The organism is Streptomyces sp. NPDC054872, assembly GCF_053610705.1.
Map to the genome: position 1 here is coordinate 133,110 of NZ_JBSGYY010000015.1, position 13,162 is coordinate 146,271.

The 13,162-nt window shown below is 70.3% G+C and carries 13 protein-coding genes; 5 read left to right on the forward strand and 8 right to left on the reverse strand.

Features of this window, described 5'->3' with window-relative positions; genetic code table 11:
• Positions 1 to 7 precede the first annotated feature (7 nt).
• From ACWGIH_RS20500 to ACWGIH_RS20510, 3 genes are all read right to left on the reverse strand, one after another.
• The gene (locus ACWGIH_RS20500; RefSeq protein ID WP_453445668.1) at positions 8 to 895 is read right to left on the reverse strand and encodes a carbohydrate ABC transporter permease; all 888 of its coding nucleotides are present in this window, start codon (positions 893 to 895) and stop codon (positions 8 to 10) included.
• A gap of 2 nt (positions 896 to 897) precedes the next feature.
• Positions 898 to 1,806, reverse strand: coding sequence for a carbohydrate ABC transporter permease (locus ACWGIH_RS20505; RefSeq protein WP_453445670.1), 909 nt, complete (start codon positions 1,804 to 1,806; stop codon positions 898 to 900).
• A gap of 83 nt (positions 1,807 to 1,889) precedes the next feature.
• Positions 1,890 to 3,257: an extracellular solute-binding protein gene (locus ACWGIH_RS20510; protein ID WP_453445672.1), complete on the reverse strand. Its 1,368-nt coding sequence runs from the start codon at positions 3,255 to 3,257 to the stop codon at positions 1,890 to 1,892.
• A 299-nt stretch (positions 3,258 to 3,556) separates the two neighbouring features.
• Here ACWGIH_RS20510 and ACWGIH_RS20515 point away from each other — a divergent pair, with 299 nt between their 5' ends.
• Positions 3,557 to 4,591, forward strand: a complete 1,035-nt coding sequence (locus ACWGIH_RS20515) for a LacI family DNA-binding transcriptional regulator (protein ID WP_453445673.1) — start codon at positions 3,557 to 3,559, stop codon at positions 4,589 to 4,591.
• Positions 4,592 to 4,800: 209 nt separating this feature from the next.
• On the forward strand, positions 4,801 to 5,598 hold the full coding sequence (locus ACWGIH_RS20520; protein ID WP_453445675.1) for an NAD(P)H-dependent oxidoreductase: 798 nt from the start codon (positions 4,801 to 4,803) through the stop codon (positions 5,596 to 5,598).
• 30 nt (positions 5,599 to 5,628) lie between these two features.
• Here ACWGIH_RS20520 and ACWGIH_RS20525 read toward each other — a convergent pair whose 3' ends face one another.
• Positions 5,629 to 7,614, reverse strand: coding sequence for a PE-PGRS family protein (locus tag ACWGIH_RS20525; RefSeq protein ID WP_453445677.1), 1,986 nt, complete (start codon positions 7,612 to 7,614; stop codon positions 5,629 to 5,631).
• Between the two features lie 32 nt (positions 7,615 to 7,646).
• On the opposite strand from ACWGIH_RS20525, the gene ACWGIH_RS20530 reads away from it, so the two are divergent.
• Complete coding sequence (locus tag ACWGIH_RS20530; protein ID WP_453445678.1) at positions 7,647 to 8,222, forward strand: GNAT family N-acetyltransferase; 576 nt, start codon at positions 7,647 to 7,649, stop codon at positions 8,220 to 8,222.
• Positions 8,223 to 8,315: 93 nt separating this feature from the next.
• Here the strand turns inward: ACWGIH_RS20530 and ACWGIH_RS20535 are convergent, their stop codons facing one another.
• On the reverse strand, positions 8,316 to 8,951 hold the full coding sequence (locus ACWGIH_RS20535) for a TetR/AcrR family transcriptional regulator (protein ID WP_453445680.1): 636 nt from the start codon (positions 8,949 to 8,951) through the stop codon (positions 8,316 to 8,318).
• Positions 8,952 to 9,046: 95 nt separating this feature from the next.
• Here ACWGIH_RS20535 and ACWGIH_RS20540 point away from each other — a divergent pair, with 95 nt between their 5' ends.
• Positions 9,047 to 9,637, forward strand: a complete 591-nt coding sequence (locus ACWGIH_RS20540) for a GNAT family N-acetyltransferase (protein ID WP_453445681.1) — start codon at positions 9,047 to 9,049, stop codon at positions 9,635 to 9,637.
• A 10-nt stretch (positions 9,638 to 9,647) separates the two neighbouring features.
• Here ACWGIH_RS20540 and ACWGIH_RS20545 read toward each other — a convergent pair whose 3' ends face one another.
• Positions 9,648 to 10,268: a LysE family translocator gene (locus ACWGIH_RS20545; RefSeq protein WP_453445683.1), complete on the reverse strand. Its 621-nt coding sequence runs from the start codon at positions 10,266 to 10,268 to the stop codon at positions 9,648 to 9,650.
• 111 nt (positions 10,269 to 10,379) lie between these two features.
• Between ACWGIH_RS20545 and ACWGIH_RS20550 the strand changes: the two genes are divergently transcribed.
• Positions 10,380 to 10,832, forward strand: coding sequence for an Lrp/AsnC family transcriptional regulator (locus ACWGIH_RS20550; protein ID WP_453445685.1), 453 nt, complete (start codon positions 10,380 to 10,382; stop codon positions 10,830 to 10,832).
• Between the two features lie 184 nt (positions 10,833 to 11,016).
• Here ACWGIH_RS20550 and ACWGIH_RS20555 read toward each other — a convergent pair whose 3' ends face one another.
• Both ACWGIH_RS20555 and dgoD read right to left on the reverse strand, forming a co-directional pair.
• Positions 11,017 to 11,853 (reverse strand): helix-turn-helix domain-containing protein, encoded by an 837-nt coding sequence (locus ACWGIH_RS20555; protein WP_453445687.1) that lies wholly within the window; start codon positions 11,851 to 11,853, stop codon positions 11,017 to 11,019.
• Positions 11,854 to 11,964: 111 nt separating this feature from the next.
• A complete protein-coding gene (gene dgoD / locus ACWGIH_RS20560) occupies positions 11,965 to 13,110 on the reverse strand; it encodes a galactonate dehydratase (protein WP_453445688.1) in 1,146 nt (381 codons plus the stop codon).
• Positions 13,111 to 13,162: the final 52 nt, after the last annotated feature.

Consider the following 13,162-nt stretch of genomic DNA (forward strand, 5'->3'; position numbering starts at 1 on the left):
TGGGGGGTCACTTCAGGCCGGTGCCTGCGATGCCCTCGACGATGCGGCGCTGGAACAGCGCGAAGACGGCGAGCAGCGGGATCGCGCCGAGTACGGCGGACGCCATGAGCTGGGCGTAGGGCACACCGAACACGTCCTGGACGGAGGTCAGTCCGACGGGCAGTGTCATCATCTCGGGGTCGGTCACCACGAGCAGCGGCCACAGGAAGTTGTTCCAGACGCCCACGAACACGAAGATCGTGACCGCGGAGACGGCCGGCCGGGAGATCGGCATCACGATCTGCCAGTAGGTGCGCAGCCAGCCCGCGCCGTCCGCGCGCGCCGCGTCGATCAGCTCCCGCGGGATCCCGTCGAAGAACTGCTTGAAGACGAACACGGCCACCACGTTGGGCACTTGGGGCAGCACGACACCCCAGTAGGTGTTCAGGAGCCCCGCGGACTGGAGCGCGAGGAACTGCGGGATCATCAGGACCTGGCCCGGAATCATGATCCCGGCGAGCAGCAGCACGAACGCGGCCCGGCGCAGCCGAAACCGGGTCTGCGACAAGGCGAACGCCGCGAGCGACGCCATGATCACCGTGAGGACCGTGGTGAGGGTCGAGGTGATGAAGCTGTTGGCGTACCAGTAGGGCAGCTTGCCCGCGTCGAATATCTCTCCGTACGCGTCCAGGGTCGGATGCGCGGTGAACCACGCGGTGGGGTTGGTGACGACCTCCTGTGCGGGGCGCACCGAGGTGGCCAGCGCCCACGCGAGCGGCACCAGCCACAGCACCGCGAGGGCGATGAGCGTGCCGAGCGCCACCCGGTTGAAGAGACGCTCCGAGTCACGGCGTCGGCGCTGCGGGGCGGTGGTGTCGCGGCGTTCGGTCTCGGGACGTGTGGCGATCGCGGTCATGGTCAGCTCTCCTTCTCGGCGCGGCGTACGAGGGCGAACCAGACAAGGGAGACGAACAGGATCACCAGGAACAGCAGCAGCGACACGGTCGAGGCGTAGCCCACGCGGCCCTCGACGAAGCCGGTGTCGTAGATGAGCTGCAACGAGGGGCGGGTGCTGCCGTCGGGGCCGCCGCTGGTCATCATGTAGATCTGGTCGAAGACCTTCAGCGAGGCGATGACCTGCAACACCGTCACCAGCGTCGTCGTACGGCCCAGCATCGGCACGACCACGTGCCGGATGCGCTGCCAGGGCCCGGCCCCGTCGATGGCGGCCGCCTCGTGCACCTCGCGCGGCACGTCCTGCAGTCCGGCCAGGTAGAGCACGAAGTTGAAGCCGACCGTCCACCACACCGTGGCCGCCGCGATGGAGATCATCGCCCAGTCGGGGTCGCCCAGCCAGGACGGCGGGGTGTCGACGCCGAACCACTTCACCACCTCCTGGGCCAGGCCCAGTTGGTCGGCGTAGATGAACATGAAGAGCAGCGAGACGACCGCGGACGGCAGCACGAACGGCGCGAAGAACGCGAACCGGAAGAACCAGCGGCCGCGCACGAACCGGTCGGCGAGCAGCGCGAGGGCCAGGCTGAGCAGCACAAGGGGCACGGTCGTCAGGACCGTGAACCACAGTGTGTTGCGCAGGGTCCGCCAGAACTCCGTGTCGCCGAGCACCGCCGTGTAGTTCGACAGGCCCGCGAAGTCACCGAGTCCGCTCTTGAGCAGGCTCGTCTCGAAGAATCCGGCGACCACGGTGTAGATGAGCGGCCCCACCAGGAACACCAGGTAGAAGAGGGCGAAGGGCAGCAGCATCCCCGGTCCTGCCCAGCGGTCGCCTCTGCTGGACGTCGAGGTGGGAGCGGTCGTCGTGGCCACGGTTCGGCCTTTCGGTCAAGGCGTACGGGATCCAGGGGCAGGTGGAGCAGGGGGAGCCGAGTGGCGGGCAGGGGCGGGCCCGGTCATACCGGGGCGGGACGCGACGCCAGGTTCCGCAAGTCGCGGCGCAGCCGCGCGGCGCCCGCGGTGGGGCTGGTGTCGCCGGTGAACACCGAGGTCACGGCGTCGCCCACCACGTTCTGCAGGGTGCTTCCCGCACCGCCGTACCAGGCGGCCGGGTCGTAGACAGCGCCGTCGGCGGCCGTGGCGTAGTGCGATTGCGGAACGAGTTCCTTGTACGCGCGGGAACGCTGTGTCGGCAGCCATGCCGGGACGTGGCCGCCCTCCGACCACAACTTGCTGGAGTGCAGCATCGACGCGACGAACCCGAGCGAGAGGTCGAGGCGCTGGGCCGTCTCGGTGGGAGCCTTCGGCAGCACCAGGGCGTGTGAGTCGGCGGCGCAGGCGTAGGGCGCGTCCTTGAAGACGCGCGGCAACGGCCGCATGTCGAACTTCACCTTGGCCGACTGGACCGCCAGGACCTGCCAGACGCCGTCCATCAGGAACCCCGCCTTGCCGGTGGTCAGCAGCGTGATGGCGCCCTTCCCGTCGGTGTTCGCCGGGATCACCTTCTCCGCGCTGAGCCTGCGGATGTAGGCGAGCGCCTCGGCCGCGGCGGCGGTGTCGATGACCACGCGCTTGCCCTGGTCGGCGACGAGGTCCCCGCCGCCGACCTGCCGGTAGAAGGACCAGAAGAGACGGAACTGCATCGAGGCCTCCTTCACCGAGGCGATCGAACCGCCCCAGGCGCCGGTCACCTCCTTCGCCGCACGCAGCGCGTCGATGAACGCGTCCGGCCCGTCCACATCCACCAACTGCCCCCGCCCGTCGAGCAGTCCGGCCTTCTCGGCGATGTCCGTGCGGAAGAAGAGCACGAAGGGGTGCGTGTCCAGCGGCACGGCGTGCGGGGCACCGCCGAACTGCGACTTCCGCCACGGCCGTGCGTCGAACTTGTCCTCGGCCAGTCCGTGCCGGGCCAGATCCTCGGTGCGCAGTTCGGTGAGCAGGCCGGCCTCGGCGAGCGTCGGCAACTTCGACAGGTGGATCACCGCGACCTGCGGTGGCCGGTCGCCGAGCGTGGCGAGGGTGAGCTTCGTGTAGTACGGGTTGCCCCACAGGAACGTCGCCGATTTCAGTTCCGTCGAGCGGTGCGCGGCCCGATAGGCGTCCTGCATCGCCAGCATCCGCTCGCCGTCGCCGCCGGTGAACGGGTTCCAGAAGTTCAGCCGCGACGGCGAGGGCGCTCCGCCGGTGAACCCCTGCGCGAGGGTGCTGCCGCAGCCCGCGACGGTGAGTGCGGCGGCGCCGGTCGCACCGAGCGCGACCCCTCCGCGCAGCAGACGGCGGCGGGACGGGGCGGGCGGCGACGGGGTCGGTATGCGGTCCCGCATGGGCATGCGTCCTTCCACGGCGAACAAGACGGACTGGCAGGAGGAACTGGCAAGGCGGACAAGACTGGTACGAGTGCAACGTTGGAATGCGCAGCGATGGCAACCGCATCTCGTGGCTGCCCATTGCGTTTACAACGTTGTACTCAGCTGGCAATACGACGTCAACACCTGGGCACGCATTACCTGTTCACGAAGTCGTTCCCGTAGGCGTCCGACGTACATCGGCTCTCACGGGTTACAACGTTGGACCATGACGTACGCTGCTGCTGTCGGGGGAGGTCAGGGGAGGGAGGAACACCGTGGCAGGCACCCGCCTGAAGGACGTCGCGGAGCGCGCCGGGGTATCGATCAAGACGGTGTCCAACGTCGTCCGGGGGGAGACCGGAGTCGCCGACCGGACACGTGAGCGCGTCCTGCGTGCCATCGCCGACCTCGACTACCAACCCAACGCCTCCGCACGCCATTTGCGCACCGGACGCAGCGGCATCATCGCCCTCGCCGTGCCGGAACTCGTCGCGCCGTACTTCGCCGAACTGGCCGCTCAGGTCATCGCCGCCGCGAAGAAACGCGGCTGCACGGTGCTCATCGAGGACACCGGCGGTAGCGCGGACGAGGAGCTGCGGATCGCCTCCGGGCTCAGCGATCCACTCATCGACGGCGTCCTGCTCAGCCCCCTCCGCCTCGACGAACAGGTCCTGGCCGCCCGCCAACGCCGCGTACCCCTCGTCCTCCTGGGCGAGCAGTCGTACGAGCTCCCCGCCGACCACGTCCTGATCGACAACTCGGCGGCGGCGCGCGAGGCCACCGAGCACCTCCTGTCCCTCGGCCGGCGCCGCGTCGCCGTCATCGGACAGCCCTCGAGCCCGTCCCACGCGACGACGGTCCAGCGCATGCACGGATACCTGACCGCGCTGCACGCGGCGGGCGTCCCGCATGATCCCCGGCTCGCCCCGAACACAAGGTCGTTCACCCGCGCCTCGGGAGCCGAGGCGATGCGCGCACTGCTCACGCTGGACGACCCGCCGGACGCGGTCTTCTGCTTCAACGACCTGCTGGCCTCCGGCGCACTGCGGGTGGCGCACGAGCACGGGCTGCGGGTCCCGCACGACCTGGCCGTCGTCGGCTTCGACGACGTGGAGGAGTCCCGCTACAGCGTGCCGACCCTGACCACCATCGCCCCCGACAAGCGGGGCATCGCGGAACTGGCCGTGGACGCCCTGCTCCGCAGGATCGACGCGGGCACACTGGCCCCGCAGACGCGGCTCACCGCGGGATACGAACTGATGGTGCGGGAGAGCACGACGATGCGGGAGAGCACGCGCGCGACCGCCTGAAGCCGCCCGACTTCACCTCACCCTCACCCTTGACTTGAGGGTGAGGCGCAACTCGATGAGCTCAGCCCAGGACCTCACGGCCGGCGGGGGGCGGGTGGCGGGTGGCGGGTGGCGGGTGGCGGGTGGCGGGTGGCGGGTGGCCAGATCCTTGCACTCCCTGGCCATCTGGCCACTCGTCCCCCATCCGACCGCGGCGGAGGATCGATGGCATGAAGATTCTTTGGGTATTCGCACATCCCGAACCGCGATCCCTCAACGGCTCCCTGCGGGCCGAAGGGATCCAGGAACTGCGCGATCTCGGGCATGAGGTCCGCGAGTCCGATCTCTACGCGATGGACTGGAAACCCGTGGTGGACTCCGCCGACTTCCACCGCGAGACGGTCGGGCGACTGCGGGTCGGCGCCGCACAGGAACACGCGTACGGCGCGGCCAAGCTGACGGACGACATCGCCGCCGAGCAGGAGAAGATCGCCTGGGCCGACGCGCTGGTGTTCCAGTTCCCCCTGTGGTGGTTCGGACCGCCCGCCATTCTCAAGGGCTGGTTCGACCGGGTGCTCGTGCAGGGGTTCGCCTTCGGGCTCCAGGACCACGCGGGGCGGACCCTGCGTTACGGGGACGGCGGACTCGCGGGCAAGCGTGCCATGGTCATCACCACGGTCGGCGCGCGGGAGTCGGGCTTCGGGCCGCGCGGGATCCATGGGCAACTGGACGAGGTGCTGTTCCCCGTACTGCACGGCACCTTCTGGTACACGGGGATGGACGCCCTCCCGCCGTACGTCGTCTACGGCGCCGACCGCCTCGACGAGTCCGGCTACGGCGACCGCGCGGCCGAACTGCGCGAGCGGCTCCGCGCGCTGGCGGTCACCGAGCCGCTCCCCTACCGCCATGAGCACCGCGGCGACTACGACGACACACTCGTCCTGCAGCCCGGGATCGAACCCGGCCTCACCGGAGTCGCGGCCCACCGCTCACGAACCCAAGAGCGCTCGCGAACCCAAGCGCGCTGACACGTCCTCTACTGCTACTGCGTCGCCGTCTCAGCCCCGGATACGTTCGATCATCTGCCGCATGACGTCAACGGGAAGGGCCGGGTGCGTGGCCGCGTCCTGTGCGGTGTCCTTGTCGCCGAGCAGTCGAACCAACACCCGTGCGGGCAGCCCCGGGTGCCTGGCGGCAGCGTGCCGTATGGAATCCTCCGGGTCGTCGAGCAGCCGTATGGCCGACGCCACCGTCAACCGGGGATCGGTGGCCGCTCGGCGGCGCACTTCCTCGCTGGGATCGCGGCTGAACCGCTCCATCAGCTCAGGCGTCGACTCCGAGTCGTCCAGGGCCAGTTGACGCATACGGGGGTTCGCGTCGTCGGCGTGGCGCAGCAAGTCGCCGCGGGGGAAGTTCGGGTGCCCGCGCGGGCGGTCGGGAGTGCTCAGACTGCCGGTCCACCACTGCCATACCCCCAGGAGCATGTCGGCGGGCGCGTCGTCACAGGATTCGGCGAGGAAGAGGCGCACGACACGGTCCTCGTCCGCGGCCAGGGTGGCGACGACGTCGGGCGGGAGGTGGCGGGCGCGGGCGACACTCCTGCGCACGAGGGGATGGGTGGAGGCGGCGAGGCGGCGCATGGCGGCGGGGTCGTGATGGAGCGCCCTGACCCAGCGGAGCGAGTGGTGATGGCCGCGCGGATCGAAGGTGATGGGGATGGCCGCCCGTTGTTCCTCGGTGAGGTCGGCGCGCAGCGCCACCGCACCGCGCACATCCGCGTCGGAATCCTGGGCGAGGAGGGCGACAAGGTCAGGGTCCAGGCGCGGATTACATGCCAAGGAGCCCCGCCGGGCCGCGTCTCCGTGGTGGACCAGGTGTTCGACGAGGGCACGCTCCAGCAAACAGCTCTCCAGCGCACGGTCCGGCAGCCCGTCGGCTTCGTAGCCCGACCTGGTCAGGGGGTTGTCCAGGTGGTGGCACAGCAACGCCGTGGTGCGGGCCTCGCGTCCGGGGTCGCGCAGGAGCTTGCGGCGGGCCGACTCGTCGAGGTGGGGCCACGCCTGACGGCAGGCGGCGGCGCGTACGGCAGGATCGGGATCGGCGGCCAAGGCCGTCAGGATGCGCGCGGGAAGTCCGGTGAGGCGAGCTGCCTCCTCGCGTACCTGGGCGGAGGAATCGGTGGCGAGCGCCTGGTAGGTGTCGTCGCCGAACTCGTCGCCCCGGTCCGCCGCGATCATGGTGAGGATCCACCGGCGCCGGGGGTTCTCCTCGCCGAGGATCAGGCGGGTCCGCTGGTCGACCGTGAGGCCCGGATGCACCTCGGCCAGCCACTCCCGTACTTTCGGATCCGGATGGACGATGGCCGCCTCCACCACCGGAGTCGGCAGCCGACGCAACAGCAGGTGATACGAGAGTCCCAGCAGTTCGCCCAGCAGACCGTCGGGGGTGGCCGCGTTGCGGGCAAGGCCGTGCGCCCACGCCTGCCGCACCTCGGCCGAAGGCTCCGGCGCCCGGAGCAGCGAGACCCAGGCCGCCGCCCGCTCGTGTGGCGTTTCCTGGGCCTGCGCCTCGGCAGCCGACTCCTGCCGTTCTTGTACGCCGCTGATGGCGACGAACCGGAGAGCGGACTCCTCGGGGATCACCCCGAGCAGAGCGTTGCCGTCCAAGGAGAGCGCGACGAATTCCGGGCTCCTCTCCGGATGCCCCGCAACCGCCGCCAGGCTCCAATTCGCGCTGAGCCGTACCCGTGTCCAGCGCCGGGGCGCGCAGCACATGTGGTCCGATGCGACAGCGATCAGGAAGACACCGTTCTCGTCCACCAACCCGAGGTCGACGGCGAGCCGATGCCATTGCACGTCGACGTCGACCTCGATGCCCACGCCCGGTCGGTCTCCCGTTACGGCGACAACGGCCCGGGTCTCGCCCGAACCGACCCACCGCCACGCCGACTGAGGTGGCAGCACGTTCTCGTCGTGACCGTCCCCCACGACATCCAACCCGGCACGGCGCAACCACTCCGCGAGTTCTTCTCCCCCACACGTCATGGGAGGTCATCCTGCCGCACCCACTACGTTCGATGACCATGCAGCTCTTCGGCCCAGATGTCCTCGACCTCGCCGACCGCCTCACCGCCGCCTACGTCGAGGTCTTCACCGCCCCGCCCTGGCACCAAAGGGACCCCGCCGCCATTGGGGAGGCGTTCCGCGAGCGTCTGGAGGCCGACGCACGACGCCCGGGTTTCCGCGCCGCCCTCTCCCTGTCGCCCGACGGTGCGGTGGACGGCTTCGTCACCGGCTGGATCACGCAGGCGCCGTTCCCCGCCGACCGCGCCTACGGCAAGGTGACGCGACTGCTCGGCGCCGATCGCGTGGACGAACTGCTGGTGGGAGCCTTCGAGATCGATGAGTTGGGGGTACGAGCGGGTGCCCGCGGTACGGGTCTGGGGCGGCAGTTGCTGGCCACACTCACCGCTTCCGCCGCCGTACCCGGCGGGCGAGCCTGGCTGCTGACGTGGGATCAGGCGCACGAGACGCTCGCGTTCTACCGCCGTCTGGATTGGTGCGAGCCGGAGCCCCTGCCGGGTCACGACACCGACGTGGTCGTGTTCCTGTCCTCGTCGGGGTCCGCGTCGAGCACCGCTGGCAGCGCGTAGGCACATCGCGTCAGAAGGGGACGGCCACGCGGCCCGGCTCGATGAGCCATGTGCACGGGCGCATACCCATCCCCATGCCCATGCCCATGCCGATCACCCGGACCCGCCGACCGACCCCTGGCCGCCACCCCCGACCCCCGCCAAATACGCGTCCACCATGGCGATCTGCCGCTCCGCGGGAAACTCCCGGGGCGCGAACAGTGCCTGGACGACCAATCCGAGCACGAAGCTCTGGGCCGCGGCAGCGGTGTCCTCGGGCCGTGCGCCGGGCGGCAGTTCGCCCGACTCCTGGGCTTGCGCGATGTGCCCGGCCATCCGCTCACGTGCACGGCGGTAGCGCTCGGCGTGCTCCTGGGCCAGCTCCGGGTCGGCGAGCGCGACGTCCCAGGAGGCCACCCAGATGCGGTTGCTCGCGGCGCTCTCGGCGTCCAGCGGGAGGATGTCGAGCAGCATCGCCCGCAGCATCACCAGGCCGGACGCCTCCCCGGCCCTCTCCGCCGCGGGTCGCGGACGGTCGGCCGAGTGCCGGTCGAGCACCTCCAGGGCGTGTCTCAGGAGCGCGCGTTTGCTGGGGAAGTAGTGCGTGAGCAAGCCGGTGGTGGCCCCCATCTCCGCGGCGACGGCACGCAAGGTGAGGCCGCCGAAGCCATGGGCGGCCAGCACCCGCCAGACCGCCTGGGAGACCTCGGTCCTGCGGGCATCATGATCTGTACGGGCCGGCGGCGTCATGGCCGCTAGAGTACATACCCAACGTTCGTTACGTACCTGGTCGCGCCGGCCCGACGCCCGCGCGCGCCCGCCCGGACAACCGCATAGGACCAGCCATGTACGCCATATCGCTGACCGAGAATGCCGAGCTCCGCATGCTGGAGCCCTGGCAGGACGCCGAGTTCCTGGCCCACATCGACCGGGCCCGCGCAAACACCGACCCGTGGATCCCCTGGGCCTCGCGCTCCACCGACCTGGAATCCGCCCGCGCCACCCTCCAGAAGTACGCGGACAAGCAGGCCGCCGACGCCGGACGGATCTACGGGATCTGGCGGGACGGCATCCTGATCGGCGGCGTGATGTTCGTGCAGTTCGATGCCAAGGCGGGCACCTGCGAGATCGGCGTATGGGCGGAGCCCGCGGGTGAGGGTCACGGTCTGATCAGCGCCTCGGTCCGCCACTTGATCTCGTACGCGTTCGGCGAGCGCGGCATCCACCGCATCGAGTGGTGGAACAGCGCCGGGAACGCCCGAAGCCGGGCAGTCGCCCAGCGCATGGGCATGCGTCTGGACGGCACACTGCGCGAGCAGTCCCTTTACAAGGGCGTTCGCCACGACATGGAGATCTGGTCCCTCCTGGCGCACGAGTGGCGGGGCGAAGACCGGGGCGAAGACGGGGGCGAAGACACCGAGCAGGGCGCCGCGTGACGCACGCGCCTCAGGCCGCGAGGCGTTCCGCGATCAGGAGCACGCCGATCACGATCATGGCGGCGCCCGAGACGCGGGTGACGGCGCGCGCGGCCGCGGGGCGCGCCCGCAAGATGGTGCGGGCCAGTACGCCCACGCTCAGGTAGATCGCGGCGCAGCTGAGCGTGTGGACCAGGCCGAGTGTGCCGATCTGGGCCGCCAGCGGCCAGCTGCCGTGCGGAGCGGTGAACTGCGGCAGCAGGGCCAGGAAGAGCAGGAGCGCCTTGGGGTTGAGGCCGCTGATCCCCACCCCCTTGAGGACCCGGGCCCCGACCGCCGCACCGTTCCCCTCCTGCGACGCGGTCCCGGCGACGGCGGGCCGGGCCAGCGTGGTCACACCGAGCCACACCAGATAGAGGGCGCCCAGCAAGGTCAGGGCGGTGAGGACGGACGGCGTGCTCGCCACCACGGCCGCCACCCCTGCGGCGACTACGGCGGTCAGCGCGAGGTAACCGAGCAGCAGGCCGCCCACGGCCGGGACCACGGACCGGTCCCGTAGCCCGGCGTTGATCGCGTAGGCCCAGTCCGCTCCCGGCACGAGGATGAGCAGGACTGAGACCGCCCAGAAGGCGGTGATGGAGCTGACGGCCACGACGTACTTCTCCCTCTCGAACAGGTTCCGAGGAGGAGATTAGTTCCGAAGAGCCCAAAGGTGTTTCCAAGTATTGCCAGGTCAGGAGGTGTCAGTGGCAGAATCTTCCCCATGGACGATGTGGACAGGAAGATTCTTGCGGAGCTCCAGGACGACGGGCGCCTGACGGTCACGGAACTGGCGGCCCGCGTGCGGCTGAGCCTCTCCCCCTGCCATCGCCGGCTGCGCGAACTCGAACGCAGCGGTGCCATCCGCGGCTACCGCGCGATCCTGGACGCGGGCGTCGTGGGTCTGAGCTTCGAGGCGCTGGTCTTCGTCACCATGCGCCAAGAGGACCGCGACACCGTCTCCGCCTTCGAACACGCCCTCATCGAGATCCCCGAGATCCTTCAGGCCGAGCGCCTCTTCGGGGATCCCGACTATCTCGTACGCATCGTCAGCAAGGACCTGCCCGCCTTCCAGCGGCTCTACGACGACAAGCTGGCCACCCTGCCCGGCGTGCAGCGCCTGAGCTCCACGCTCGTCATGAAGCACGTGGTGAACGAGCGCGCGCTGCCCCTGTGAGCGTCAGCAACGGTTCCGCGTCGGCGACGCCGCGCGCTCTTGCCCGCGTCAGCAGCAGAACCAACGGGTTCCACTTGGCTGTTGGGGCGGCGTACCCGTGAATCAGCACCAGGGTGGGCGTGTCCGGCTTCGTCCCCGTGGGGTCGTGGCTGCGCATGACCCCACCCTCACCGGCGGGGGCGCGTCACGTCTTGGACGAATGTTCCCCGCTCCGCCGGGTGTCCGCGGGCGGCCCCAGCGCACCCGGTGTGCAGCCGGCGAAGGACAGGACGTCGCGATGCAGGTGCGACTGGTCGGCGTAGCCGCACGCCGCGGCGACCTCGACCGCGTCACGGCCCGCCGAGAGGCCACGGACCGCTCGGTCGAAGCGGACGAGCATCGCGGCGCGCTTGGGCGTCAGACCGACCTGAGCGGTGAACCTCGACCACAGGCGCTTGCGGCTCCACCCGCACGAAGCCGCCAGGTCGGCGACCCGCACCTGGCCCCGGCGGGAGACGATCCGCTCCCAGCTCGCGACGACCTCCGGATCCATCGACCGCGCCGACGCGTGGCGGCGTGCCAGGAACTCGTGCATCAGCGCGAAGCGATCGTCCCACCCTCCGGCTGCCGTCAACTGCTCCCGCAGGCGCGGTTCATGACGCCCCCACAGCTCATCGAGGCCGAAGACCTGGCCGTCCAGATCGACGGGCGGGACGCCGAGCAGCGAGTAGGCGCTCACCGGAGTCATGCGTAACTCCACGCAGTGCACGCGCTCCCCTCGGACACGGGTCTCCCCTGGCACGAGACCGGCGGCGAGACTCCTCAACGCCCGGCTTCCCGTGGTGTTCTCGACGGCCAGGGCGTCGTCCCCGAGTTCGATGACGACCGTCACGCTGGGCTGCGGGATGACCCGCATGTCCAGACCGGCCGCCGACCGGTCACGGAAGCCGGCGAGCAGCACGCCGTCCAGCGGGGCCGCGCGGCGTGGAAACGCGACTTCCCACCCGCGCATGCGGTCGCCCTCGTGCAGAACTGAGTCCACGCAGTCCAAAGTACCGGCTCGACTCCCCCCCAACGCCCTTGGCACCCTTGCCGCCCTTGCTGCCCTTGCCTTTTGTCCTCAGGCTCCCCAGGCGCTCCCCCGCCCTCTCGCTCACCACTCGGCGAACGAGCCGTCCTCGTGGCGCCACACCGGGTTGTGCCAGTCGGCCTCGCTGTCGTCGGCCGCCCGTACCGCCGCCTCGTCGATCTCGATGCCGAGCCCCGGCCCGGTCGGGCGCGGGATGTGCCCCTGATCGAAGCGGAACACCTCGGTGTCGGCGAGATAGGAGAGGACGTCGGCACCCTTGTTGTAGTGGATGCCGATCGACTGTTCCTGGATGAGGAAGTTGGGGACACTGACGGCGATCTGGAGACTGGCGGCCAGCGCCACGGGGCCCAGCGGGCAGTGCGGGGCGATGAGGGTGTCGAAGGTCTCGGCGAGGGAGGCGATGCGGCGGACCTCGGAGATGCCGCCCGCGTGGGACAGATCGGGCTGCAGGACCGCGACGCCTGCCTGGAGGGCGGGCAGCACGTCCTGCCGCGAGTACAGGCGCTCCCCGGTCGCGATCGGCACGGGTGAGGAGGCGACCAGGCCGGGCAGCAGGTGACCGTATTCGGGCAGGAGCGGTTCCTCGACGAACATCGGCGCGAGCGGGGCCAGGTGCGGCAGCAACTGGCAGGCGTTCGCGGCGTGGAAGCGACCGTGGAAGTCCAGCGCGAAGTCCCTGCGCGGACCGAGGACTTCGCGGGCCGCCGCGGCGCGGCTGACGATCTCGTCGACGTCGGCGACCGTGGCCAGCCGGTTCATGCGCCCGCTCGCGTTCATCTTCATCGCGGTGAAGCCCGCCTCGACCTGCGCCGTCACCTGCTCGGTGATGTGGGCGGGGCTGTCACCGCCCACCCATCTGTAGGCCCGTACCCGCTCGCGGACCGGGCCGCCCAGAAGGACGTGCGCGGGTACGCCGAGCCGCTTGCCCGCGATGTCCCACAGCGCCTGGTCGAGTCCGGCCACCGCGCTGGACAGGACCGGGCCGCCTCGGTAGAACGACCCCTTCGTCATCACCTGCCAGTGGTCCTCGATGCCCGAAGGGTCCTTGCCGAGGAGCAGTTCGGCCAGCTCGCCGACGGCAGTACGGACGGTGGCCGCGCGCCCTTCGACCACCGGCTCACCCCACCCGACCACTCCCTCGTCGGTCTCCACGCGACAGAGCAGCCACCGCGGCGGCACCGCGAACGTCTCGATACGGGTGATCTTCATCAGGTGAACCTCCTTGTGCGGCACGGCAGATGGCGGCCAGCGGGGTGGCGGA

What these genes read in the sequence shown, in the direction of transcription:
- ACWGIH_RS20510 (WP_453445672.1), bottom strand. Translation starts at nt 3,257, where the DNA reads ATGCGGGACCGCATACCGACCCCGTCGCCGCCCGCCCCGTCCCGCCGC.
- ACWGIH_RS20540 (WP_453445681.1), top strand. Translation starts at nt 9,047, where the DNA reads ATGTACGCCATATCGCTGACCGAGAATGCCGAGCTCCGCATGCTGGAG.
- ACWGIH_RS20520 (WP_453445675.1), top strand. Translation starts at nt 4,801, where the DNA reads ATGAAGATTCTTTGGGTATTCGCACATCCCGAACCGCGATCCCTCAAC.
- ACWGIH_RS20525 (WP_453445677.1), bottom strand. Translation starts at nt 7,614, where the DNA reads ATGACGTGTGGGGGAGAAGAACTCGCGGAGTGGTTGCGCCGTGCCGGG.
- ACWGIH_RS20535 (WP_453445680.1), bottom strand. Translation starts at nt 8,951, where the DNA reads ATGACGCCGCCGGCCCGTACAGATCATGATGCCCGCAGGACCGAGGTC.
- ACWGIH_RS20500 (WP_453445668.1), bottom strand. Translation starts at nt 895, where the DNA reads ATGACCGCGATCGCCACACGTCCCGAGACCGAACGCCGCGACACCACC.
- ACWGIH_RS20550 (WP_453445685.1), top strand. Translation starts at nt 10,380, where the DNA reads ATGGACGATGTGGACAGGAAGATTCTTGCGGAGCTCCAGGACGACGGG.
- ACWGIH_RS20530 (WP_453445678.1), top strand. Translation starts at nt 7,647, where the DNA reads ATGACCATGCAGCTCTTCGGCCCAGATGTCCTCGACCTCGCCGACCGC.
- dgoD (WP_453445688.1), bottom strand. Translation starts at nt 13,110, where the DNA reads ATGAAGATCACCCGTATCGAGACGTTCGCGGTGCCGCCGCGGTGGCTG.